Below are 23,279 nucleotides of genomic sequence, written 5' to 3' on the forward strand. Positions count from 1 at the left end.
ACACAGACCGGTCACGATCGTAACGGACAAGGCCCACTCATATCGACGGGTAATCCGCGAGATCAATCACCACTATGATCCAGATTTTGACAGCATCCTGCATATCGATAGAAAGTGGCAAAACAACCTGATCGAGAGCGACCACGCCTGAATGAAACGCCTACTAGGATACCGCCAAAGTTTCCGATCTTTGCGAACAGCCAAGGCGACGCTCAGCGGCATCGAGACCATCCGAACAATCAAACGCGGCCACATCCATCAAATACAACCAGGTGTCAAAGGGGAGATCCAGTTTATCGGCCAACTGTTCGAAGCTCCATGACCAACCACATCCACCCAACAACAAACTGACCTAAGCCGTATAACGCAACAGTCCCATCTCAAGCGGGTCACAGGTCTAGAGCGACCATTCAACAGCGGATTTACCCAGCACCACCCTTAACTGGGGCGATGTGACACGCCGCCGATACTTTGCGTTGCCTGTTTTCGACAGCTTGAGGTGCGGTAGGTCCATTGAAAGCCTCATGTTCTTAACGCCATCTTGTGTAGCGTTTGTGAAGTGGTTTGCCCACTAACACCATGTAAACATAACGAAATCAACGAAATTTGGTGCCCAGGAGAGGACTCGAACCTCCACGTCCTTACGAACACTAGCACCTGAAGCTAGCGCGTCTACCAATTCCGCCACCTGGGCAGGTGTCGTGAAACGCGATTTAAGGTGGGGTTCGAGCACTGTCAACGACATTCGCGGCATTTAGGTGCAAACTGTCATATCACCTTGCCGATTTTGCTATTCAAGCGTAACAAAAGGCTAGTTTTGAATTTCGGAGGCCTCGCATGACCAAGCTTGTAACTATTTTCGGCGGATCAGGGTTTGTCGGGCGTTATATTGCGCAAAAGCTGGCGGCGGATGGCTGGCGGGTTCGGGTTGCGGTGCGCCGTCCGAACGAGGCCTTGCATGTGAAGCCCTACGGTGTTGTCGGGCAAGTCGAACCGGTGTTCTGCAATATCCGCGACGATGCGAGCGTAGCCGCTGTTATGACGGGCGCCGATGCTGTGGTGAACTGTGTTGGCACGTTCGACCGCAAAGGCCGCAACAACTTTGACGCCGTGCAGCACGAAGGCGCCGAACGTGTGGCTCGGATTGCTGCGGCACACAGTGTTGGCACGCTGGTGCATATCTCGGCACTTGGGATCGAGGCTGACGAGAAGAGCGAATATGCAGCCTCTAAGCGCGCTGGCGAGGAAGGTGTTTTGCAACACTTCCCGCGCGCTATGATCTTGCGCCCTAGTGTTATCTTCGGGCCGGAAGACGGATTTTTTAACAGGTTTGCCAGCATGACACGTATGGGGCCTTTCCTGCCTTTGGTTGGTGGAGGTACAATGTTCCAGCCCGTTTATGTTGAAGATGTAGCTCTTGCCGCCGTGAAAGGTGTTAACGGAGAAGCACATGGCACTTTCGAACTTGGCGGGCCAGAAGCCAAGAGCCTGCGTGGGTGGGTCGATCAGGTGATGCAAGAAGTGAACCGCGAGAAGATCGTGATCAAGCTGCCGATGTTCATGGGCCGGATCATGGCTTGGGGTTTTGATCTGATGCAGACACTTTCGCTAGGATTGTTTAGAAACGGTTTGATTACGCGCGATCAGGTTAAACAGCTGGGTTCGGATAGCGTTGTTTCGGACAGTGCAAAGACACTTGCGGATTTGGGCATAAAGCCAGTTGCAGCCGAGTCGGTTATTGACAGTTATCTATGGCGTTACCGTCCGTCGGGGCAGTATGATGCCATCCGTGATTCCGCCAAAAACTTGAAGATCTAACTATAAGCCAGCCCTAACAAGATGACTCCTAGCCCGATGCGGTAGATGACATATGGCGTGTAGCTGACCGTGCGTAACAGGCGCATCATGATGCCCAAGGCAAAGAACGCCGCTACAAAAGCGAAGGCCGCGGCGATTGCGCCATCGCGAGCAACCTGTGCATCGGCCGTTGCTATTACCTCAGCCCCCAGGAGCGCGCCCGATGCGATGATTGTCGGGATCGACATAAGCATCGCGATTTTGGCGGCGTCTTGGCGAGAGTAACCCAACATGCGCCCGGCGGTAATGCAAATACCTGAACGTGACGTGCCCGGAATGAGCGCCACTGCTTGCCAGAGGCCCATTTTGATGGCGTCGCTCAGTGTCCAGTCTGCATCGGTTTTCTCGGTGCTTCCACGACGGTCTGCCCACCAAAGAAGGAGGCCAAACAGGAGCATTGTCCAACCAATCACTGTCATCGAGCGCATCATATCGCTAATACCTGTGAGCTTTAGAAACAGGCCAAACACGATTGCTGGAATTGTAGCAATGAGCAGCAGGAATGCGAGTTTTGAGCCCACTGTGTCGATACGACCAGTCAGCATTCGTGGTATGCCCGCTAGGCCAAGCGATACGTCTCGCCAGAAATAGAGGGCAACAGCAAAGAGTGTGCCGACGTGCACGGCTACGTCTATGGCTTGGCCCTGATCCTGCGCTGTGCTGAGCTCGGAGATCAGGATCAAGTGCCCTGACGACGATACGGGCAAGAACTCGGTGATACCCTGCACGAAAGCGACGAGAATCAGAAGATAAAGGGGCATGCGGACGCCTGCTGTTATGACTTTTCAGCAGGTATAAACGGGTTCACGCGGAAGGGAAGTTTGATATTAAGTCCGATTCGGAACTTTAATTTGAGAATTTTTTCCTGATTGTTGAGTTTCGCATTCATTTTCTCGACATTATGTCAGTAGTTATGACTTTTATTTCTCTGGCTGGTAGACTAGACCAACTGAACGGAAAAAGGAGACGGGCTGTGGCTAAGCAACCGATGTTGAAGTTTGTTACTGTAGAACGGGACATGCCTGAAAAGAGGGCGGCACGAACACGCAATGCGGATTTCGATGAGATCTATGCGGAATTCGCCAAGGCCAAGGCCGCCGAACAGGCGAGCCGGTGCAGCCAATGTGGAGTTCCTTACTGTCAGAACCACTGCCCGCTTCACAACAACATACCTGATTGGTTGAACCTTACCGCAACCGGACGCCTTGAAGAGGCATACCAAGTCAGCCAAGAGACAAACACCTTCCCCGAGATCTGCGGCCGCATTTGCCCGCAAGACCGCCTGTGTGAAGGCAATTGCGTGATTGAGAGCTCGGGCCACGGCACTGTGACCATCGGCGCTGTCGAAAAATACATCACTGACACCGCGTGGGAAAATGGTTGGGTGACACCCGTCAAGCCAAGCGTTGAGCGCGAAGAGAGTGTTGGCATCATCGGCGCCGGGCCCGGCGGCCTTGCGGCGGCAGAGCGACTGCGCGCTCAAGGTGTGCAAGTTACGGTTTATGACCGCTACGATCGCGCTGGCGGTTTGATGACCTATGGCATCCCCGGCTTCAAGCTAGAGAAAGATATCGTCATGCGGCGGATCGACCAGCTTGAGCAAGGCGGCGTGCAGTTTGTTCTCAACTGCACCGTCGGTGTCGACCTGAGTTTTGACGATATCCGCGCCAAGCATGAGGCTGTTGTTATCGCCACTGGCGTCTATAAAACTAGAGACTTGCAAGGGCCTGGAGCTGGCGCGAAGGGCATCGTCAATGCGATTGATTATCTCACTGCATCCAACCGGCTGAACTTTGGAGACACCGTTCCCGAGATCGACAGTGGTGAGTTGTTTGCCAAGGGAAAGAACGTTGTTGTTATTGGCGGTGGTGACACAGCTATGGATTGTGTTCGCACAGCTATCAGACAAGGAGCGGAGAGCGTGAAGTGCTTGTATCGTCGTGACCGCGCAAACATGCCCGGCTCGCAGCGCGAAGTGCAAAACGCCGAAGAAGAAGGCGTTATCTTCGAGTGGCTTGCGGCGCCTTCAGGCTTTGTCGGTGATGCTGTCAGCGCTGTTAAGGTGCAAAAAATGCGCCTTGGTGCGCCGGATGCGAGCGGACGGCAAAGCCCAGAAGTTATCGAAGGGGCCGACTATAACGAGAAGGCTGATCTGGTGATTAAGGCTCTTGGCTTTGAGCCGGAAGACCTTCCGATGCTCTGGGGATGCGCTGATTTACCTGTGACCCGCTGGGGCACGGTTAAGGCAGCTTTCACCACTGGCGAGACCGACCTCGACAACGTTTATGCAGTTGGCGACATCGTGCGTGGTGCAAGCCTTGTTGTTTGGGCGATCAAAGATGGACGCGACTGTGCAGATGCTATCATCGACCGTCTGTATAACCGCAAGGATATCGCCGCTGAATAGGCCGGAAGGCTGGATTTGTGCTAAGGTTACGGCGCGGTAAGCCTGCCGTGAATGGTGAAAGGAATTTGAACATGAAACGTATCGCTACAGTTTTATTTGCCCTCATAGCCGGCGCACCAGCTATGGCCGATGTGAGCTTTCCTGAGGGTTGTGTTCCGATTGCAAACGTACTGAAAACCAACTGCACCGCGACGATTGTGATGAGGTGTGGAAGCGGCTTCACCGAGGACACCTACACAAACGGCACTCGTGTTGACCGCCACATCTTTGGCCACGGCTGGGACTTGCGAGGCTATGTCTCTGAAGCAAACTCATTTACCGCGTCCATAGATACCACAAGCGGCCATGGTATGACGCTTGAGGAACTGGCCGAAACCGGTACAGCCACTGGCAAACGCAAAGGCACCTTCAAGACCCGCGTCGTAAGAGACCGCCCGATTGGCGTTGAAAACACGTTCACCCTCAGTGACGAGACCGTCACTTTGAGCGGCGTCGAAATGCGCAAAGGAGTCGCCAAGCGGTTGTTCATTGTGAACCCGAACAACCGTGACTTAGATTCGGTTTGGGAGATCGAAATCTTTGTTTCAAAAGAGAAAAACCTCTTCTTTGAAGGGCGCAGCACCCAGAGAATGATGGGCCGTGTTGGCATGCGCGAACAAGACCCCAAGGAAATTGTCTTTCCCGGAGATGACGGGTTTGGCTCGGTAACTTCACCATATGGATGCGGTGAGCAATGAGCAGAAACCTGTTAAAAGGACAGTGCCTATGCGGAGCCGTCAAAATCACGGTGCGTGATCCGGCAGGTTGGGTTGGTGTGTGCCATTGTGACATGTGCAAGCGCTGGTCGGGTGCGGTGTTTTCCAGCTTCCCCGCCAAAGACGTAACTGTTGCCGGTGCTGTAGAAACCTACCAATCTTCACCGACTTCGACGCGCTCGTTTTGCCCGAAGTGCGGCTCGCATTTGTATATGCAAGATGCGGGCGAACCAAACTATGACATGATGCCAGGCCTGTTTGACGCAACGCGCGACTGGCCTTTGACATCAGAAATATACACCGATCACGCCCTGTGTTGGGCGCACCTTGCCGGCCCACACAAACGTGCCACGCAAAACGAATACGAAGCCGAATATCCTTCGCCAATGGGAGACAAACCATGACCAAATTTGATGAGAACTGGGCCGCCGCCGAAGAAGCCAAACGCAAGTGGATGACCGAGAACGGGCTCTATAGCGAAGAAGAAGAGCACTCTTCTTGCGGCGTTGGACTAGTTGTTTCTATCGACGGAAAGCCGAGCCGGCAGGTCGTTGAAAACGGTATCGCGGCGCTTAAAGCGATCTGGCACCGAGGGGCTGTTGATGCTGATGGCAAGACAGGTGACGGCGCGGGCATTCATGTGCAAATTCCGGTGGACTTCTTTTATGATCAGATCAAACGCACCGGACACGAGCCACGCCTTGATGAACTGATGGCTGTTGGGCAGATCTTTTTGCCACGCACCAACTTTAGCGCGCAAGAAGCTTGCCGCACGATCGTCGAAACTGAAGTGCTTCGCTTGGGCTACCATATTTACGGCTGGCGGCATGTGCCTGTTGAAGTGAGTTGCCTTGGCGAAAAGGCCAATGCGACGCGCCCCGAGATCGAGCAGATCCTGATCTCAAATGGCAAGGGTGTTGATGAAGAGCAGTTCGAGCGAGAGCTTTATGTTATCCGTCGCCGCATTGAAAAGGCTGTGACGGCGGCTGGCATACAGGGGCTATATGTGAGTTCGCTATCCTGCCGCTCGGTGATCTACAAAGGCATGATGCTCGCCGAGCAAGTCGCGGTGTTTTACCCTGACTTGATGGATGAGCGCTTCGAGAGCGCCTTTGCGATTTATCACCAGCGGTATTCGACCAACACATTCCCGCAGTGGTGGCTCGCGCAGCCTTTCCGCATGCTGGCGCACAACGGCGAGGTAAACACGCTCAAAGGCAACGTGAACTGGATGAAGAGTCACGAAATTCGCATGGCGAGCAGCTTTTTTGGAGAGCTGGCAGAAGACATCAAGCCGATTGTGCAGCCGGGATCGTCAGATTCTGCCGCGCTGGATGCGGTGTTTGAGGTGCTCGTCCGCGCAGGCCGTGATGCGCCCATGGCCAAGACCATGCTGGTGCCTGAAAGCTGGAGCAAGCAAGCGGTTGAGTTGCCCCAAGCGTGGCGCGACATGTACAGCTATTGTAACTCGGTGATGGAGCCGTGGGACGGCCCTGCTGCGCTGGCGATGACAGATGGCCGGTGGGTGTGTGCGGGACTCGACCGCAACGGCCTACGCCCCATGCGCTATGTGGTGACAGGCGACGGGCTTTTGATCGCCGGTTCCGAAGCAGGCATGGTGCCGATTGACGAAGCAAATGTTGTCGAGAAAGGCGCGCTTGGGCCTGGGCAGATCATTGCGGTTGATATGAAAGACGGTGCGCTTTTCCACGACACCGAGATCAAGGACAAGATGGCTTCGGCACAACCTTTTGGAAAATGGGTCGGTAGCATCAACGAACTGGAAGAAGCGCTTTCTGGTGTAACAGAGACTGTTTTGTTTGAAGGCGAGGAATTGCGCAAACGCCAAATCGCCGCTGGCTACAGCATGGAAGAGCTGGAACAGATCCTTGCGCCAATGTGTGAAGACGGTAAAGAAACACTGGCCTCGATGGGCGACGATACCCCCAGCGCCGTGCTGTCAAAACAGTATCGCCCACTGTCGCATTATTTCCGCCAGAACTTTAGTCAGGTGACAAACCCGCCGATCGACAGCTTGCGAGAGTTTCGGGTGATGAGCCTGAAAACGCGTTTTGGTAACCTCAAGAACGTGCTCGACCAGAGCAGCTCGCAAACCGAGATCTTGGTTGTAGAAAGCCCGTTTGTGGCCAATGCGCAATGGGCCGAGCTGACCAAGCATTTCAACGCCGAGCTTGTTGAGATCGACTGCTCCTTTGATGCCGATGCAGGCGCAAACGGGCTGCATGACGCTCTAACGCAAATACGCGAGCGCGCTGAAGATGCTGTTCGCTCTGGCGCGGGGCATCTTCTGCTGACCGACGAACACCAAGGCGAAGGCCGTGTTGCCATCCCGATGATCTTGGCGACGAGTGCTGTTCACTCTTGGCTAACACGCAAGGGGCTACGGACATTCTGCTCGCTCAATGTGCGCTCTGCCGAGTGTATTGATCCACATTACTTTGCTGTTTTGGTCGGCTGTGGCGCGACTGTTGTGAACCCCTATCTGGCGGAAGATAGTGTTGCTGACCGTATCCGCCGCGGCCTGCTTGACGGCACTTTGACGGAAAACATGGCGCGCTACCGCGAAGCTGTTGATCAGGGCATGCTCAAGATCATGGCCAAAATGGGCATCAGCGTTGTTTCCTCGTATCGTGGTGGTATGAACTTTGAAGCTATCGGGTTGAGCCGCGCGATGTGCGCCGAGTTTTTCCCCGGCCTTACAAGCCGGATCAGCGGTATTGGCATTCGAGGCATTCAGGAGAAGGCAGTCTCTATTCATGCTCAAGGCTGGAAAAATGGTGCAGATGTATTGCCGATTGGTGGCTTCTATAAAGCCCGTAAATCGGGCGAAACACACGCATGGGGTGCGAGCAATATGCACCTCTTGCAAGCGGCTTGTAACAGAGCCAGTTTTGCGATGTGGAAGCAATACTCAAAGATGATGCAGAGCAATCCGCCGATCAACTTGCGCGACTTGCTGGCGATCAAACCGCTTGGCGAGGCCATCCCGCTGGAGGACGTCGAGAGCATAACCAGCATTCGCAAACGCTTTGTGACGCCAGGCATGTCGCTTGGGGCATTGAGCCCCGAGGCGCACAAAACACTGAACGTGGCGATGAACCGAATTGGGGCAAAGTCAGATAGTGGTGAGGGTGGTGAAGACCCTGCACACTTCTTCCCCGAGGCAAACGGAGACAACCCGTCTGCGAAGATCAAGCAGGTTGCCTCTGGGCGGTTTGGTGTTACAGCCGAGTATTTGAACCAATGCGAAGAACTTGAGATCAAGGTTGCGCAGGGTGCAAAGCCGGGTGAAGGCGGGCAGCTGCCGGGCATGAAAGTGACTGACTTGATTGCTCGCTTGCGGCATTCGACAAAGGGCGTGACGCTGATCAGCCCCCCTCCTCACCACGACATCTATAGCATCGAGGACCTTGCGCAGCTGATCTATGATCTCAAACAGATCAATCCGCGTTGTAAGGTGACTGTGAAGCTCGTTGCGCAAAGTGGTGTTGGGACGATCGCTGCCGGTGTTGCGAAGGCCAAAGCCGATGTGATCTTGATTTCGGGCCACAACGGCGGCACGGGTGCCTCACCTGCGACCAGCATCAAGTTTGCTGGCTTGCCTTGGGAGATGGGCTTGACCGAAGCGCACCAAGTGCTGGCGATGAACAAGCTGCGTGATCGCGTAACTTTGCGCACTGACGGCGGGCTGCGCACTGGGCGTGACGTTGTTATGGCCGCGATGCTCGGTGCTGAAGAATATGGCATCGGCACAGCTGCACTGATTGCGATGGGCTGTATCATGGTTCGTCAATGTCAAAGCAACACCTGCCCGGTCGGCGTGTGCACACAAGACGAAGCACTGCGCGACAAGTTCACTGGCAACGCCGACAAGGTTGTGAACCTGATCACATTCTATGCGCAGGAAGTGCGAGAAATCTTGGCCGAGATTGGTGCCAAGAGCCTTGATGAAGTGATCGGCCGTGCCGACTTGCTCAGTCAGGTTTCGCGTGGGTCGGCGCACCTTGATGATCTGGATTTGAACCCCCTGCTCATCTGCGTGGATAGCGCTAAGGAGATCAAGTATAACCGGACGCGCAAACGCAACAAAGTGCCGGATACGCTTGACAAAGAGATCGTGCGTGACGCTCGCCGCTTTTTGGAAGACGGCGAAAAGATGCAGCTTTCTTACGCGGTTCAGAACACCCACCGAACTGTCGGCACACGCACCTCAAGCCACATTGTGCAAAACTTTGGCATGCGTAACGACCTGCAGGAAGACCACCTGACCGTGAAACTTACAGGCAGCGCGGGCCAGTCGCTTGGCGCGTTCTTGGCGCCTGGGCTTAAGCTTGAGGTTTCTGGTGATGCCAACGACTATGTCGGCAAGGGCCTTTCTGGCGGCATGATCGTGGTGCGCCCACCTATGAACAGCCCGCTGACGGCGTCAGACAATACTATCATTGGCAACACCGTGCTTTACGGCGCGACCGACGGCAAACTTTTTGCTGCAGGTCGTGCCGGAGAGCGGTTTGCTGTGCGCAACTCGGGCGCGAGCGTTGTTATCGAAGGCTGCGGCAGCAACGGCTGTGAGTATATGACAGGCGGCATTGCTGTTATTCTTGGAAGCATCGGCGCAAACTTTGGCGCTGGGATGACAGGCGGCATGGCCTATCTGTACAATCCGCTTGGTGATGCCGAAAAGCTGATGAACCTTGAAACGCTGGTAACTTGCCCTGTGACGGTTGCGCACTGGGAAGATCAACTCAAGGGGCTTGTTGAACGGCACTGCTCTGAAACTGGCAGCATGAAAGCCTATGATATCTTGCAGAACTGGGATGTTGAAAAGCACTTCTTCCTGCAAGTTTGCCCTAAGGAAATGCTCAACAATCTCACTCATCCTTTGAGCGACGAGAGCCAAGCTGTTCCTGCTGAGTAGGCGCTGTAACAACACCAACGATGGGGCGCATCTACATGCTGGATGCGCCCCTTTTCGTGCCGGTGACAAACACGTATAGAGAAACCGTGGCTAGGAAAACGACCAAGAAAACACCTGAACGAAAGTTCCAACCGCTGAGATGGCTCAAGCGGTGGTTTTGGCGCATGCTGCTGATTGTCGTTGTGATCGTCGTCGGAGTTGTTGCTGCACATAGTGTTTTCAACCCCGGACAGGGCTACTACATGCGGCAAGAAGCGCGGAGGTTAGGCGGCGTTGATCATCTCTGGGTTCCGATAGCAGATATCGCTCCGGTTGTCGCACGCTCTGTTGTTGCGGCCGAAGACGCCGGCTTTTGCGAGCACTGGGGTTTCGACATGACAGCCATAAGAGCTGCATTGGCCGAAGGTTCAGGCCGCGGAGCTTCCACGCTTAGCCAGCAAGTTGTGAAAAATGCCTACCTCTGGCACGGGCGCAATTGGAGTCGAAAGGCGCTTGAGGCCGTGATCACTCCGCTTGTTGAAGTTTTCTGGAGCAAACGACGTATTCTTGAAGTCTATCTAAACCTCGCTGAGTTTGATGAGGGCGTATTCGGAATTGAGGCTGCGGCACAGCATTACTTTGGCGTGCCGCCGTCAAAGCTAAGCCCTCTTCAGGCTGCACGTTTGGCAGCAATTTTGCCCTCCCCCAAGCAGCGCTCAGCCTCAAAACCATCGGGATACGTGCGCAAACGCACCCGCCAGATTTTGGACGGTGCTGAGACAATCCGCCGAGACGGGCGTGCGAGTTGTTTCGAGAGTTGAAGTTTTGCTCGCAAAGTTGCATTGAGAGACATACGCAAAGATGAGTTGATCTATGGCCAAGCTGTTTCACGTCCCGCTTTCCCCTTTCTGCCGCAAGGTTCGGTTGAGCCTCGCTGAGAAGAAGATTGAGTGTGAACTCGTGGAAGAGCGCTACTGGGAGAAAGACGCTGATTTTTTGCGCCGCAATCCTGCCGCCAAAGTTCCCGTTATCAAGATCGACGGGCGCACCATGTCAGAGAGCGCGGCGATTTGTGAGTATCTGGAAGAGCTTTACCCCGAAGTTTCCCTTATGCCTACCGACCCAGAGAGCCGCTATGAAGTGCGCCGGTTGGTTGGTTGGTTTGATGACAAGTTCCACAATGAAGTCACCTCGAAGCTGGTTTACGAACGGGTGAACAAAAAGGTGATGGGCCAAGGCTATCCTGACAGCAAAAATGTCAAGGAAGGCGCGAAAGCAATCAAGTTTCATTTGGATTATATGGCGTGGCTGCTTGATGAACGCCGTTGGCTTGCTGGTGACAAAATGTCGCTCGCCGACTTTGCCGCTGCTGCGCATTTGTCGTCTCTTGACTATATCTCCGATGTTGACTGGAACCGCTCGGAAACAGTGAAAGACTGGTATGCGAAGATCAAGTCGCGCCCTGCTTTCCGCAGCATTCTCGCAGATCAGGTTCCTGGCTTTCCCCCTCCTGCACATTACGCTGACCTCGACTTTTGATAGGTTGGCAGCGCGATGGAAACGCTTGCCAAAAAGCTGAAACAACAGGCTTTTGAAGAGGGTTTTGACGCCTGCATGATCTGCGCACCTACAGATGTGCCGCATGTTCCTCCGCGCCTGACCGAGTTTCTTGAACATGAGCGTCAAGGCCAGATGAGTTGGCTCGCCGAACGAGCGCATTGGCGTGGCAACCCTGCTGCTCTTTGGCCTGAAGCACGTTCGGTTATCATGCTTGCTGTCAGCTATGCCCCCGAGGGCGACCCCCTTGTAGCGCTAAAGCATAAGGACGCTGGGACAGTCTCTGTTTATGCCCAAAACCGCGACTATCATGATTTGGTGAAGAAGGGCCTAAAGCGCTTGGCGCGTTGGCTTATCGCCGAGGCCGGCGGCGAGGTTAAAGTGTTTGTTGACACCGCTCCTGTCGCGGAAAAGCCGCTTGGGCAAGCCTCGGGCCTTGGTTGGCAGGGCAAGCACACTAACCTTGTTAGCCGTGACTTAGGTAACTGGTTTTTCATCGGATCGGTGTTCACCACGCTCGATTTGCCTAAGAACGAAGCTGAGGTTGACCATTGTGGAAACTGCACGCGGTGTCTTGAAGTTTGCCCAACTGATGCCTTCCCTCAACCCTATCAACTCGACGCGCGGCGCTGTATTTCTTATCTGACGATCGAGCATAGCGGGCCAGTGGACGTCGCCTTGCGCCCTGCCCTCGGAAACCGGATTTATGGCTGCGATGATTGCCTTGCGGTATGTCCCTGGAACAAGTTCGCGGTTGAAGCCCGCGAGATGCGACTCAAGCCTCGTGATGATTTGCAAAAACCCCCACTGGAGAAGCTTGCGCGGCTTGATGATGCCGCTTTCAGAACATTGTTTTCCGGTAGCCCCGTTAAACGTATTGGCAGAAACCGTTTTGTGCGCAATGTCCTCTACGCGATTGGCAACTCGGAAGCGCCACACTTGCTTGAGGTTGCCACCGAGCTGCTAGCTGATGACGACGATACAGTGCGCGACGCGGCACTTTGGGCTGTTGAACGGCTGACAACCACATAACGAGGACAAAATGGCGATACTACTCGGCGTCGATACGGGCGGAACTTACACAGACGCAGTTTTGATGCGCGATGAGGACGAGGTTTTGGCCTCTGCGAAGTCTTTGACTACACGCCACGACCTTGCAGAAGGCATCGGCAAAGCTGTGCAGGCCGTTTTGCAAACCGCCGCGATTGACCCTGCTGACATCGGTCTTGTCTCTCTTTCAACGACCCTTGCGACCAATGCCTTGGTTGAAGGGCAAGGCGGCCGCGTTGCGCTTGTCTATATCGGTTTTCCCGAGAGCGACCTTGGCAAGCACGGTCTATCTGATGCTCTCAAGGGGGACCCATACATCGTTTTGAACGGTGGACACGATCATTCTGGAAACGAAGCCTCTGAGCTTGATGAAACAAGCCTTTTAGCTTGGTTAGAGACTGATATTGGTGCATCGGGCTTTGCTGTCGCAAGTAAATTCGGAACCCGAAATCCTACGCATGAACTGCGCGCGATGGAGATGATCCGCGAAAAGACGGGCAAGCCTGTGTCTGCGTCTCACCAACTGTCCGCCAAACTCAACGGCCCAAAACGCGCGCTTACTGCATTGCTGAATGCACGGTTGATCGGGATGATCGACAAATTGATCACCCGTGCTGAAGACGGTTTGCGTGAGCTTGATATCACCGCACCCCTGATGGTTGTGCGTGGTGATGGTGCGCTTATCTCTGCTGATCAAGCACGCGAAAAGCCGATCGAAACTATCCTCAGCGGCCCCGCCGCTTCGATTGTTGGTGCGCAATGGATGACCAATGCGCAAGAGGCTTTGGTGAGTGATATTGGCGGTACGACGACCGATATTGCGTTGTTGCAGGACGGAAAACCCAAGATTGACCCAGATGGCGCAAGAGTCGGGCCGTTCCGCACGATGGTTGAGGCCGTTGCGATGCGCACAACTGGCCTTGGTGGTGATAGCGAGGTGCATTTCGTCGCCGAAGGGCTGAAAGGCGGTGTTACACTTGGGCCGAAACGGGTTTTGCCGGTGAGTCTTGTGGCGCTCGAACTGCCTGATCTGGTGATCAGCACGATGGAAGCGCAACTGCGGGCTCCGGCACCGGGGGAATTTGATGGAAAGTTTGTGCGTCCCGTTAAAGGCGCCAACCGCGAGGGGCTTTCGCAACGTGACCTAGACATTTTGGAACGCGTCGATGGGTTGCGTCCGCTTGGAGACGTAATACGCACGCGCGTCGACACACAATCAGTTCGTCGGCTCGTTGAGCGCGGCATCGTTCAAACCTCTGGCGTCACGCCGTCGGATGCTTGCCATGCTTTGGGAACACAAAAAGGGTGGAATACCAAAGCTGCGGAACTTGCGTTGAAGCTCCTTGCTCGCAGGCGTAGGGGCGATGGCGATCGGCTCGCCAAAACCGCTGAAGAGATGGCGGAACTGATTTTGAAGCAGATGACATTTCAAACCAGTTTGGCTTTGTTAGAGACTGCTTTTTCTGAAGACGACGCTTTTGACAACCAACAACCATCCCAGCTTGCGCAGCATACTTTGCTAGAGCGCGGACTTGAAAAACACCGCGGTATCATTGCGTTGAACGCCGCTTTGAACGTGCCTGTTGTGGGGCTTGGCGCTTCGGCGAGCACTTACTATCCCGCCGTTGGGAAACGGCTCGGATGCGAAATGATTTTACCAGAACATGCCGGCGTTGCGAATGCGCTTGGAGCTGTTGTTGGGCGTGTGACGATGCGGCGGAGTCTAACGATAACCAGCCCGTCGGAGGGGATATACCGGCTACACACAGACGCGGGAACAACCGATTTTGTTGATTCAAAAACTGCACTTAACGAAGCAGAAGCTTTGCTCGTCGCGATGGCTTTGCAAGACGCGAAAGATGCTGGAGCTGTAGATGCGAAAACCTCAACCGAGATCGACATACGCAGTAGCGCTGTCGAGTCTCGTGAGGTGTTTGTAGAAGCATTTGTAACAGTCGAGGCCGCTGGGCGGCCCCGAATTACGGCTTAGGATTTAGGCGTTGATGATACGCCGACTTGCGCGGGGCGCAGCAGGCGGTCATGCAGCATAAACCCTTCTGCGGAGACTTGTATAATGTCGCCGGCATTGGTGCCAGGCAGGGGGGCCTCAAACATAGCTTCGTGCATGTTCGGATCAAACTTGTCGCCAACCTGGGGTGAAACCACCAGGATGCCGTGCTTTGAAAACACGTTTGTCAGTTCACGCATTGTAAGCTCAATACCTTCAAGCAAAGCACCGGCTGCGGCGCGCTGTTCTTCGGTTGCAGCCTCAAGCGCTCGCTTCATATTGTCGTATACGGGCAGCATGTCGCGTGACAGCTTTGAGCCGCCGTATTGCTCGGCATCGCGGCGCATTTTGTCACCACGCTTACGGGCATTTTCGGCCTCGGCCAACGCGCGCATGAACTTGTCGCGATAGTCGTCACGTTCGGCACGCAACTCGTCAAGCTCGATGGCTTCTTCATCCATCTCCGCGGCTTCTTCAGCCTCGGCTTCTTTTTCAAAAGCCTCGATATTGTCGAGAAATTCTTCGTCTCTCGGATCCATAGTTCACCTCTAACTTCGGTTGGAGATCAGCTTCCCAACCAACTGTGCTGTATAGTCAACGATCGGAACAATGCGCCCATAGTTGAGTCTCGTGGGTCCGATGACCCCAATTGCACCGATAATCTTTCGATCAGCGTTCATATAGGGAGAGACGACCAAAGAGGAACCCGAAAGTGAAAAAAGTTTGTTCTCAGAGCCAATAAAAATGCGCACACCTTCACCTTCCTCTGTCAGTTCGAGAAATTCGACGATGTCACGCTTGCGCTCGAGGTCATCAAACAGCGTTTTGATGCGCTCAAGTCCTTGCTCTTCCTCTGAATCAGCTATCAAGTTTGAACGTCCACGAACGATTAGCCGCTCATTGCTTTCTCCTTGCGCATCCCAAACCGCGAGTCCGCTGTCGACAAGAGCGCGCGCAAGCGTGTCGATCTCTTGTCGCCGGTTTTTGATCTCGCGGGTGATGGTTGTTGAAAGCTCGGTCAGCGTGCGACCCTCAGCCAGGGCGTTGAGAAAGTTAGCGGCTTCACGCATTGAACTTGGAGTTGCTCCAAGTGGCGGTGTGAACACCCGATTTTCGACGTGACCATCAGAGAACACAAGCACAACCAAAGCGCGGTCATGGGCGAGGGGGACGAACTCGATATGTTTGATCGCGGCTTCATGCTTGGGTGCGAGGACCAATGAGGCGCCTTGTGTGACACCCGAAAGTGCCGAGCCGACGCGATCAAGCAGGCCTGAGACATCGCCCGAGTTGGCGCCCAATGTTGCGTCGATCTTGGCTCGATCTGTTGTGGTGACATCGTCAACCTCAAGCAAACCATCGACAAACATGCGCAAGCCTTGTTGCGTAGGGATGCGGCCAGCGCTTGTGTGCGGGCTGTCAAGCAGACCCATAAACTCAAGATCGGACATAACATTGCGCACGGTTGCGGGGCTTACTTTTTCGCTTAGTTCACGCGTGAGAGACCGCGAGCCAACGGGGCCACCTGTTGCGAGATAGCCTTCAACAACGCGCCGAAACACCTCGCGCGTTCGCTCGTTCATCTCGTCTAACAAGTTCGGGTTGCTGCTCATCACGTTACGCCTTCCGGTCTGCATTAGAGGGTCAGGCGGCGATAAGGTCAATCGGGGTTGTATTTTGACACCTGTGAGATGTATTTCAGTGCCAACATCAAACAAAGGAATGATCATGCGACCTTCAGGAAGAACACTCGACCAAATGCGCGAAGTCTCCATCGAAACCGACGTGACAAAACACGCTGAAGGCTCTTGCATGATTCGCATGGGCGATACCCATGTCCTGTGCACTGCATCACTTGAAAGCCGCGTTCCGCCGTTTATCAAAGGCTCGGGTCTTGGCTGGGTTACAGCTGAATACGGTATGCTACCGCGCTCGACATCGTCACGTATGCGGCGTGAAGCTGCAGCAGGCAAACAGGGCGGACGCACCGTTGAGATTCAGCGCCTGATCGGCCGCTCGCTTCGTGCCGGCGTTGATCGCGTTGCTCTTGGCGAACGTCAAATCACTGTTGATTGCGACGTTATCCAGGCCGACGGCGGCACGCGCTGTGCTTCGATAACTGGTGGTTGGGTAGCTCTGCGTTTGGCTGTGAATAAGCTGATGAAAGCCGGTGACGTGATCACTGATCCGTTGGTTGATCCTGTTGCCGCAGTGTCATGTGGCATCTATGCTGGCCAGCCGGTTCTTGATCTGGATTACCCCGAAGACAGTGAAGCCGGTGTAGACGGTAACTTCATTATGACAGGCACCAAGAAGCTGATCGAAGTGCAGATGTCGGCTGAAGGGCAAGTGTTTTCGCGTGAGGAAATGAACCAACTCATGGACCTTGCCGACAAGGGTGTTGGCGAGCTTGTAGAAATGCAAAAGGCTGCGACCAGTGCGTAAGTTTTCTGGTGATAAGCTGGTTATCGCCAGCCACAATGCAGGAAAGCTGCGAGAAATCTCTGCATTGTTGGCGCCTTTCGGAGTTTCCGTCAGCTCGGCAGGCGACCATGGGCTAGATGAGCCAGAAGAAACCGAAAGCACCTTTGCTGGCAACGCCCGCATCAAAGCGCATTTTGCAGCGAAAGCAACCGGCTTGCCCGCTTTGTCAGACGATAGCGGCATCACAGTTGACGGGCTAGGCGGTGAGCCCGGGGTTTACACAGCAGACTGGGCCGAAACACCCACGGGCCGCGATTTTCCGATGGCAATGGAAAAAGTCTGGAACAAACTGGAAGCCTGCGACGCGCCTTACCCTCGCAACGCAGCTTTTAACGCAACTCTGTGCTTGGCTTGGCCTGATGGACACGACGAAGTGTTTGAAGGACGTGTTGTGGGTGAGGTTGTCTGGCCAATGCGTGGCGAACACGGTTTTGGCTTTGATCCTGTTTTCTTGCCAAAAGGTGAAGTTGAGACTTTTGGCGAAATGGACCCGGCAAAAAAACACGCGATGAGCCATAGAAGCGATGCTTTTTCCAAGCTCGTGAAGGGCTGCTTTGAGTAGCGACTGGGAAAACGGCGGGTTTGGTGTCTATATTCACTGGCCGTTTTGCGAGAGCAAATGTCCTTACTGCGACTTTAACAGCTTTGTTTCTGCCAAGATCGACCATGCTCGCTGGCGAGCTGCGTATCTCTTAGAGATCGAACGCTATGCCGCACAACTTTCGGGGCGCGTTGTTTCCAGTGTGTTTTTCGGCGGAGGCACTCCTAGCCTGATGGAGCCTGAAACCGTTGCCGCTGTGGTTGACAAGATCCGTGCGACATGGGCCTGTGCAAATGACCTGGAAGTTACTCTGGAAGCAAACCCAAGCTCTGTCGAGGCTGGCCGTTTTGCTGCATTCAAATCTGCAGGCGTTACGCGTATCTCGATGGGAATTCAGGCCCTAAACAACCGTGATTTGCAAAATTTGGGGCGGCTTCACACTGTTGACGAGGCCTACGCTGCCTTTGATATTGCGCGAAATGTGTTTAACCGCGTTAGCTTTGATTTGATCTATGCGCGCCAAGGCCAAGCTCCTGACGACTGGCGCAAAGAATTGCACGAGGCCACACAGCTCGCGGTTGATCATCTTTCACTTTACCAGCTAACCATCGAACAGGGCACAGCCTTTGGTGACCGCTATAACATCGGAAAGCTACGCGGTCTTCCGAGCGATGACGATGCGGCAAAGATGTATGACATCACACAAGAGGTCTGCGAATCTGCGGGCTTCGAGCTTTACGAAGTTTCAAACCATGCCAAGCCTGGTTCTGAATGCAGGCACAATCTCGTTTACTGGAATTATGGCGACTATCTTGGCATTGGTCCAGGAGCTCATGGAAGATTAACTGTTTTGAATCAAAGACTTGCGACTGAGTCATTCCTACAACCGAATGCTTGGCTGGAAAATGCTGAACAGGCTAGCGGTGAAAAGTTACGTGAGCCATTGAGCTCGAATGACCAGGCAACTGAAATGTTACTCATGGGCTTGCGGCTTGAGCGCGGCATATCTATTCCCCGATGGGAGCGCCTTAGCGGCAAGCCGTTCGGGAAGCCTGCGTTAAACGAATTGTTGGAACTGGGTATGATAAAAATTTCCGATGATCAGCTACAAGTAACTGAACGAGGGCGGGTGTTGCTTAACTCTGTTCTACAAAAGTTATTGCATGTTTAGATGAGAGTTATCTGGCTTATTGCGGGACTGCTTAGCCTTGGCGTTGGCTTTATTGGCATTGTTTTGCCACTTGTTCCCACCGTTCCATTGGTTTTGCTTGCTGCATATTGCTTTGCCAGATCATCAGAAAAACTTCATCAATGGCTCGTATCGCACCCAACCTTCGGCTCCTCTATCAGTGATTGGCACACTCATGGCGCAATTTCAAAAACCGGAAAGAGGCTAGCAACAGTCTCTGTTCTTGTTGTTCTGGGCATTTCATTGATCGCCAATCTCGCGATACACATATTGCTCATTCAAGCCGCGACGCTTTCAATCGTTCTCTGGTTTATCTGGTCGCGACCAACTTCCTAGGTGAGACGTTGGCATAGATCATCGAGATCATCGAGTGAGCTGTAACTGATAACCATTTTTCCAGCTTCGCTTCCTGATAGATGACTAATTTCAACCTTCATTCGAAGATTCGCAGACAGATCATTTTCGAGGGCAACTGTGTCAGCGTCTTTGACCTTCTGAGGCTTTGTACTTTGTGGCCTTTTCGGAGCGGACGGATCTTCTTTGGCAAGTCGTTCTGTTTGCCTTACCGAAAGTCCCCGCTTTACGACATCACGCGCCAAAGCAGAAGGGTTGCTAGAAGTTATCAAAGCTCGGGCGTGGCCGGCTGAAAGCTTACCGTCCGAAAGAAACCCAAGCACATCCTTAGGAAGGCTCAGCAAACGCATTTGGTTCGCAATATGGCTACGGCTCTTTCCGAGTGCTTTTGCCAATTTTTCCTGAGTATGTCCAAACTTATCAATGAGTTGTTTGAATCCCACCGCTTCTTCAACTGGATTTAGATCATCTCGCTGAATGTTTTCGATGATCGCTATCTCTAACAGTTCGGTGTCGTCGATATCTCTGACAATGACCGGAATTTCGTGAAGTTGAGCCTTCTGTGCCGCCCTCCAGCGGCGCTCCCCGGCTACGATCTGATAGGAACCCGCGACATTAGGGTCAGGCCGAACTATAAGTGGCTGAATGATACCTTTCTCACGGATCGAGTTGGTTAGATCATCTAGTTTTTCTTGATCAAACTGCCTACGTGGTTGATCCGGATTTGGCAGAATGCGCTCGATTGGGGTGCGCTGCTCGGAAGCCGAGGCACGTCCATCTCTTTCATTTCTGATGTCCCCAGATGTTTCCGCCATGAGCGCTGAAAGGCCACGTCCTAGCCCGCGAGATTTGTTCTTTTTATCATTCATTTCAGGCTCCTAACTGGTGTTTACGTTATTGTTTACAACTTCGCTTGCCAATGCCCTATAAGCTATCGCCCCCTTGGATGTGCTGTCATAGGCCAAAACTGGCATCGCAAATGATGGCGCTTCAGAAACCCGAACGTTGCGAGGGATCACGGTCTTGAACACAAGATCACCCAGATTATCTCGTGCATCTTGTTCAACCTGAAGTGAAAGATTGTTTCGGCTATCAAACATCGTCAACACAATGCCTTCAATTCTAAGATCCGGGTTTGCCAACTCTCGAATCTCACGAATTGAGAGCATTAGCTGAGAAAGTCCTTCAAGCGCGAAAAACTCGCTTTGTAGTGGCACCAGAACAGAGTTAGCTGCGACCATGGCATTGATGGTAAGGAGATTTAGTGACGGCGGACAGTCTATCAGTATGAAATCAAAGGAAAAGTTGCTCATATCTGGTTGGCGCAGCGCATCTCTGAGCAGATGGTTGCGTTTTTCGTTCGAATAGAGCTCGATGTCTGCAGAACTCAGGTCAACGGTTGCTGGAACAATTGAGATGTTGTTAGTCTCGGTGTCTTGAACAATCTCTGACAACGGTTGATCATCAAGCAATAGATCATAGGTCGTTAACGCACGCTCAGAAGCGCCTATTCCCAGGCCCGTTGACGCATTGCCTTGTGGGTCTAAGTCAACGAGCAATACTTTTTTGCCGTTTTCGGCCAATGCCGCTGCGAGATTGATTGTTGTTGTGGTTTTTCCAACGCCGCCTTTTTGATTGGCTATAGCGATAATTTTCGGAAAATGGGAGTGCAGTAAGTTAGGCACGTGAGATTTCCCCTATTTTTAATAAAGCGGCTTCTGGATTCGTCTTACTTTCTATCGCATCCCATCGGAAATGCCAGACTTCCTCCGCGGCATTGATTTCCTGCCGCCAGTTTTTTCCTTTGAGGAAAAGGCATGTGCCGTCTGGTGTTAGGTGACGTTCAGAGTATTCAAATAGCTGCAATAAACTTGCCAACGCTCTGGCGGTTATGACATCTGCGGCCTGTTGAGGTACCTTCTCAACGCGCTCCACCAAAAGCGACGCCTGGGTATCAGTTTCTCTCAGAACAGTCCGTAAAAAGGCCGCTTTTCTCTGGTCACTCTCGATCATGGTGACTTTTGCGGGGTTGAGAGCTTCTTTTGCCGCAATAGCAACAACGAGACCGGGAAAACCTCCACCACTACCCATATCAACAAGGTGTTTGGTATTGTTCGGGAGGTAAGAAACTAGCTGCAGTGAATCTTCAATATGACGACTCCAGAGCTCATCCAAGGTCGATCTGGAGACTAGATTAATCTTCGGATTCCACTTTTTGAGTAGTGCCGCATAAAGCTTAAGTTGGTCGATTGTTTCACGTGAAACACCTGTCGATGGCATCATGCTGACTTTTCCCGATCTCTTTGTCGTAGCTTTGCCAAAAGCAACGCTATTGCCGCTGGTGTCATTCCATCAATTCGTCCTGCCTGCGCAAGGTTCTTCGGTCGTCCTACGTTCAGTTTAGTTTTAAGTTCATTTGAAAGCCCTTGTAACGAGTCGTAGTCAAAGTCAGATGGTATTATGTGCATCTCGTCGCGCTTCATAGCTTCAACGTCTCGTTTCTGACGTTCGATGTAGTTCGCATAAAGCGCATCTTTTTTGAGTTGAACCCGTGTCTCAGCATCGATATCTGCCAACTCTGGGTCTAGTGCAATAAGGGTTTCAAAGGTAGCGTCTTGGAAAGATAGCACTTGGTATGCGGTTCGTTTTGTCCCGTCTTTGTTGACTTGCAAGCCAGCGATTTCAAGATCGTTTGGACTAAATTTGGCATTTTCCAATCGACCACGACTCGCGTCAAGTGTTTGAATTTTAGTAGAAAAAGCGCGCTCTCGGTCTTCTGAAACACATCCTATCCCGATCGCTATCGGTGTGAGACGTTGATCCGCGTTATCCGCTCGTAGGGACAAGCGAAACTCGGCGCGAGAAGTGAACATCCGATAAGGCTCAGACACACCTCGAGTGACAAGATCATCAATCATAACACCAATATAACTTTGAGACCGGCTGAATAGCACTGGCTCTCGGGATAGCGCTGCCGAAGCCGCGTTCAAGCCCGCAACAAGACCTTGGGCTGCGGCTTCCTCGTATCCGGTTGTTCCGTTGATTTGTCCGGCGAGAAAGAGACCTCCAACAGTTTTCAGCCGCAGTTCGGCCGTTAGAGCGCGCGGATCAACATAGTCATATTCGATCGCGTAACCTGGCTGGGTTATAACGGCGTTTTCCAGCCCACGTATTGACCGAACGTACTCGTGTTGAATTTCTTCGGGTAGGGAGGTCGAAATTCCGTTTGGATAAACGGTATTGTCACTAAGGCCTTCTGGTTCAAGAAAAATTTGGTGAGAAGATTTGTCTGCAAACCGCACGACCTTGTCTTCAATGGAAGGGCAGTAACGAGGGCCAACACCATCAATATGACCACCATACATTGCTGATCGTTCAAGATTCTTGCTGATTATCTCGTGAGTTCTCTCATTCGTATGGGTGATGCCACACGACACCTGCCGAGCCTCAGGTTTTGTTGATAGAAACGAAAACATGGTCGGATCTTCATCACCTGGCTGCATTTCCAGCTTTGCCCAGTCAATAGTTCCGCCATCTAGGCGCGGAGGTGTGCCGGTTTTCAGGCGTCCTTTAGGTAAGTTAAAGCCATCCATCCGCTGTGCGAGTTTGATTGAAGGTTTATCTCCCATTCGCCCGCCCGAGTATGAAACGTCACCAATATGGATAGTGCCACGCAGGAACGTTCCGGTTGTGAGGATCACTTCTTGTGCAGAAATTTCGCTTCCGTCAGCAAGAACCACACCGCAGACGCGATCCTTTTGCATGAGAAAATCAGTCGTTTCGCCTTCGATGATCGTCAGTAACTTGCGGGTCTGCGTTTCTGCGAGCATTGCAGACCGGTAAAGTTGTCTGTCTTGTTGTGCACGTGGCCCTTGCACCGCGGGCCCCTTGCGCCGGTTAAGTAAGCGAAACTGAATGCCGGCCTTGTCAGAGACGCGGCCCATAACACCGTCCATCGCATCGATTTCTCGAACTAGATGGCCTTTTCCAAGCCCACCGATAGCTGGATTGCAGGACATTGTGCCGATGTCCATCATACGCAATGTTACCAGTGCTGTGCGAGCACCCATACGAGCCGATGCGTGTGCTGCCTCGGTTCCAGCATGCCCACCGCCTACAATAATGACATCAAAATCAGAATGTTTCACGTGAAACACTC

The 23,279-nt window shown here is 53.1% G+C and carries 20 protein-coding genes, 1 tRNA gene and 1 pseudogene; 14 read left to right on the top strand and 8 right to left on the bottom strand.

All coding sequences use genetic code 11. From position 1 onward, the window contains the following. A pseudogene (locus tag KO498_RS18460) lies at nt 1–322 on the top strand (DDE-type integrase/transposase/recombinase); the annotation flags it as partial. A gap of 285 nt (nt 323–607) precedes the next feature. Here the strand turns inward: KO498_RS18460 and KO498_RS00660 are convergent. Next, nucleotides 608–694: transfer RNA gene (locus KO498_RS00660), tRNA-Leu, on the bottom strand. 143 nt (nt 695–837) lie between these two features. Between KO498_RS00660 and KO498_RS00665 the strand changes: the two genes are divergently transcribed. Then, the gene (locus tag KO498_RS00665; protein ID WP_215957944.1) at nt 838–1,818 is read left to right on the top strand and encodes a complex I NDUFA9 subunit family protein; all 981 of its coding nucleotides are present in this window, start codon (nt 838–840) and stop codon (nt 1,816–1,818) included. On the opposite strand, the gene KO498_RS00670 is transcribed toward KO498_RS00665, so the two are convergent. Beyond that, complete coding sequence (locus KO498_RS00670; protein WP_215957945.1) at nt 1,815–2,618, bottom strand: undecaprenyl-diphosphate phosphatase; 804 nt, start codon at nt 2,616–2,618, stop codon at nt 1,815–1,817. The genes KO498_RS00665 and KO498_RS00670 overlap by 4 nt on opposite strands. Nucleotides 2,619–2,830: 212 nt before the next feature. On the opposite strand from KO498_RS00670, the gene KO498_RS00675 reads away from it, so the two are divergent. The 8 genes from KO498_RS00675 to KO498_RS00710 all read left to right on the top strand — a co-directional run bounded on the left by KO498_RS00675 (nt 2,831) and on the right by KO498_RS00710 (nt 14,534). After that, complete coding sequence (locus KO498_RS00675) at nt 2,831–4,264, top strand: NAD(P)-dependent oxidoreductase (protein WP_215957946.1); 1,434 nt, start codon at nt 2,831–2,833, stop codon at nt 4,262–4,264. A gap of 71 nt (nt 4,265–4,335) precedes the next feature. Next, nucleotides 4,336–5,001, top strand: coding sequence for a hypothetical protein (locus tag KO498_RS00680; protein WP_215957947.1), 666 nt, complete (start codon nt 4,336–4,338; stop codon nt 4,999–5,001). Beyond that, a complete protein-coding gene (locus tag KO498_RS00685; protein ID WP_215957948.1) occupies nt 4,998–5,423 on the top strand; it encodes a GFA family protein in 426 nt (141 codons plus the stop codon). Before KO498_RS00680 ends, KO498_RS00685 begins: the two co-directional genes overlap by 4 nt. Further along, nucleotides 5,420–9,958, top strand: a complete 4,539-nt coding sequence (gltB, locus tag KO498_RS00690; RefSeq protein WP_215957949.1) for a glutamate synthase large subunit — start codon at nt 5,420–5,422, stop codon at nt 9,956–9,958. The genes KO498_RS00685 and gltB overlap by 4 nt, the downstream gene beginning before the upstream one ends. 35 nt (nt 9,959–9,993) lie before the next feature. After that, nucleotides 9,994–10,758 carry a monofunctional biosynthetic peptidoglycan transglycosylase gene (gene mtgA / locus KO498_RS00695; RefSeq protein WP_215957950.1) on the top strand — a complete coding sequence of 255 codons (765 nt, stop codon included), beginning with the start codon at nt 9,994–9,996 and terminating at the stop codon, nt 10,756–10,758. Nucleotides 10,759–10,810: 52 nt separating this feature from the next. Continuing rightward, nucleotides 10,811–11,476, top strand: coding sequence for an FtsZ-binding protein FzlA (fzlA, locus tag KO498_RS00700; protein ID WP_215957951.1), 666 nt, complete (start codon nt 10,811–10,813; stop codon nt 11,474–11,476). Nucleotides 11,477–11,491: 15 nt separating this feature from the next. Continuing rightward, the gene (gene queG / locus KO498_RS00705; RefSeq protein WP_215957952.1) at nt 11,492–12,526 is read left to right on the top strand and encodes a tRNA epoxyqueuosine(34) reductase QueG; all 1,035 of its coding nucleotides are present in this window, start codon (nt 11,492–11,494) and stop codon (nt 12,524–12,526) included. A gap of 10 nt (nt 12,527–12,536) precedes the next feature. After that, the gene (locus KO498_RS00710) at nt 12,537–14,534 is read left to right on the top strand and encodes a hydantoinase/oxoprolinase N-terminal domain-containing protein (protein ID WP_215957953.1); all 1,998 of its coding nucleotides are present in this window, start codon (nt 12,537–12,539) and stop codon (nt 14,532–14,534) included. Here the strand turns inward: KO498_RS00710 and KO498_RS00715 are convergent. Both KO498_RS00715 and hrcA read right to left on the bottom strand, forming a co-directional pair. Continuing rightward, nucleotides 14,531–15,091: a nucleotide exchange factor GrpE gene (locus tag KO498_RS00715; RefSeq protein ID WP_215957954.1), complete on the bottom strand. Its 561-nt coding sequence runs from the start codon at nt 15,089–15,091 to the stop codon at nt 14,531–14,533. The two genes, KO498_RS00710 and KO498_RS00715, sit on opposite strands and share 4 nt — an antisense overlap. Nucleotides 15,092–15,100: 9 nt before the next feature. Next, complete coding sequence (gene hrcA / locus KO498_RS00720; RefSeq protein WP_215957955.1) at nt 15,101–16,165, bottom strand: heat-inducible transcriptional repressor HrcA; 1,065 nt, start codon at nt 16,163–16,165, stop codon at nt 15,101–15,103. 115 nt (nt 16,166–16,280) lie between these two features. On the opposite strand from hrcA, the gene rph reads away from it, so the two are divergent. Genes rph through KO498_RS00740 form a run of 4 tightly spaced genes read left to right on the top strand, consistent with a single transcriptional unit; the run spans nt 16,281 to nt 19,102 of the window. Beyond that, nucleotides 16,281–16,997 carry a ribonuclease PH gene (gene rph, locus KO498_RS00725; RefSeq protein ID WP_215957956.1) on the top strand — a complete coding sequence of 239 codons (717 nt, stop codon included), beginning with the start codon at nt 16,281–16,283 and terminating at the stop codon, nt 16,995–16,997. Beyond that, entirely contained in the window at nt 16,990–17,598 is a 609-nt protein-coding gene (gene rdgB / locus KO498_RS00730; protein ID WP_215957957.1) for an RdgB/HAM1 family non-canonical purine NTP pyrophosphatase, read from the top strand. The genes rph and rdgB overlap by 8 nt, the downstream gene beginning before the upstream one ends. After that, a complete protein-coding gene (gene hemW / locus KO498_RS00735; protein WP_215957958.1) occupies nt 17,591–18,748 on the top strand; it encodes a radical SAM family heme chaperone HemW in 1,158 nt (385 codons plus the stop codon). The genes rdgB and hemW overlap by 8 nt, the downstream gene beginning before the upstream one ends. Next, the gene (locus tag KO498_RS00740; protein WP_215957959.1) at nt 18,749–19,102 is read left to right on the top strand and encodes a YbaN family protein; all 354 of its coding nucleotides are present in this window, start codon (nt 18,749–18,751) and stop codon (nt 19,100–19,102) included. Here KO498_RS00740 and KO498_RS00745 read toward each other — a convergent pair. From KO498_RS00745 to mnmG, 4 genes are read right to left on the bottom strand one after another with little or no spacing between them, the layout of a single operon-like run. Then, entirely contained in the window at nt 19,099–19,989 is an 891-nt protein-coding gene (locus tag KO498_RS00745; protein WP_215957960.1) for a ParB/RepB/Spo0J family partition protein, read from the bottom strand. The two genes, KO498_RS00740 and KO498_RS00745, sit on opposite strands and share 4 nt — an antisense overlap. A gap of 9 nt (nt 19,990–19,998) precedes the next feature. Continuing rightward, nucleotides 19,999–20,805, bottom strand: a complete 807-nt coding sequence (locus KO498_RS00750; protein WP_354667602.1) for a ParA family protein — start codon at nt 20,803–20,805, stop codon at nt 19,999–20,001. Further along, nucleotides 20,798–21,403: a 16S rRNA (guanine(527)-N(7))-methyltransferase RsmG gene (rsmG, locus tag KO498_RS00755; RefSeq protein WP_215957961.1), complete on the bottom strand. Its 606-nt coding sequence runs from the start codon at nt 21,401–21,403 to the stop codon at nt 20,798–20,800. The genes KO498_RS00750 and rsmG overlap by 8 nt, the downstream gene beginning before the upstream one ends. Next, nucleotides 21,400–23,268 (bottom strand): tRNA uridine-5-carboxymethylaminomethyl(34) synthesis enzyme MnmG, encoded by a 1,869-nt coding sequence (gene mnmG / locus KO498_RS00760; protein WP_215957962.1) that lies wholly within the window; start codon nt 23,266–23,268, stop codon nt 21,400–21,402. Before mnmG ends, rsmG begins: the two co-directional genes overlap by 4 nt. Between the last annotated feature and the right edge of the window lie 11 nt (nt 23,269–23,279).

This window comes from Lentibacter algarum, assembly GCF_018860975.1.
GTDB lineage: Bacteria > Pseudomonadota > Alphaproteobacteria > Rhodobacterales > Rhodobacteraceae > Lentibacter > Lentibacter algarum_A.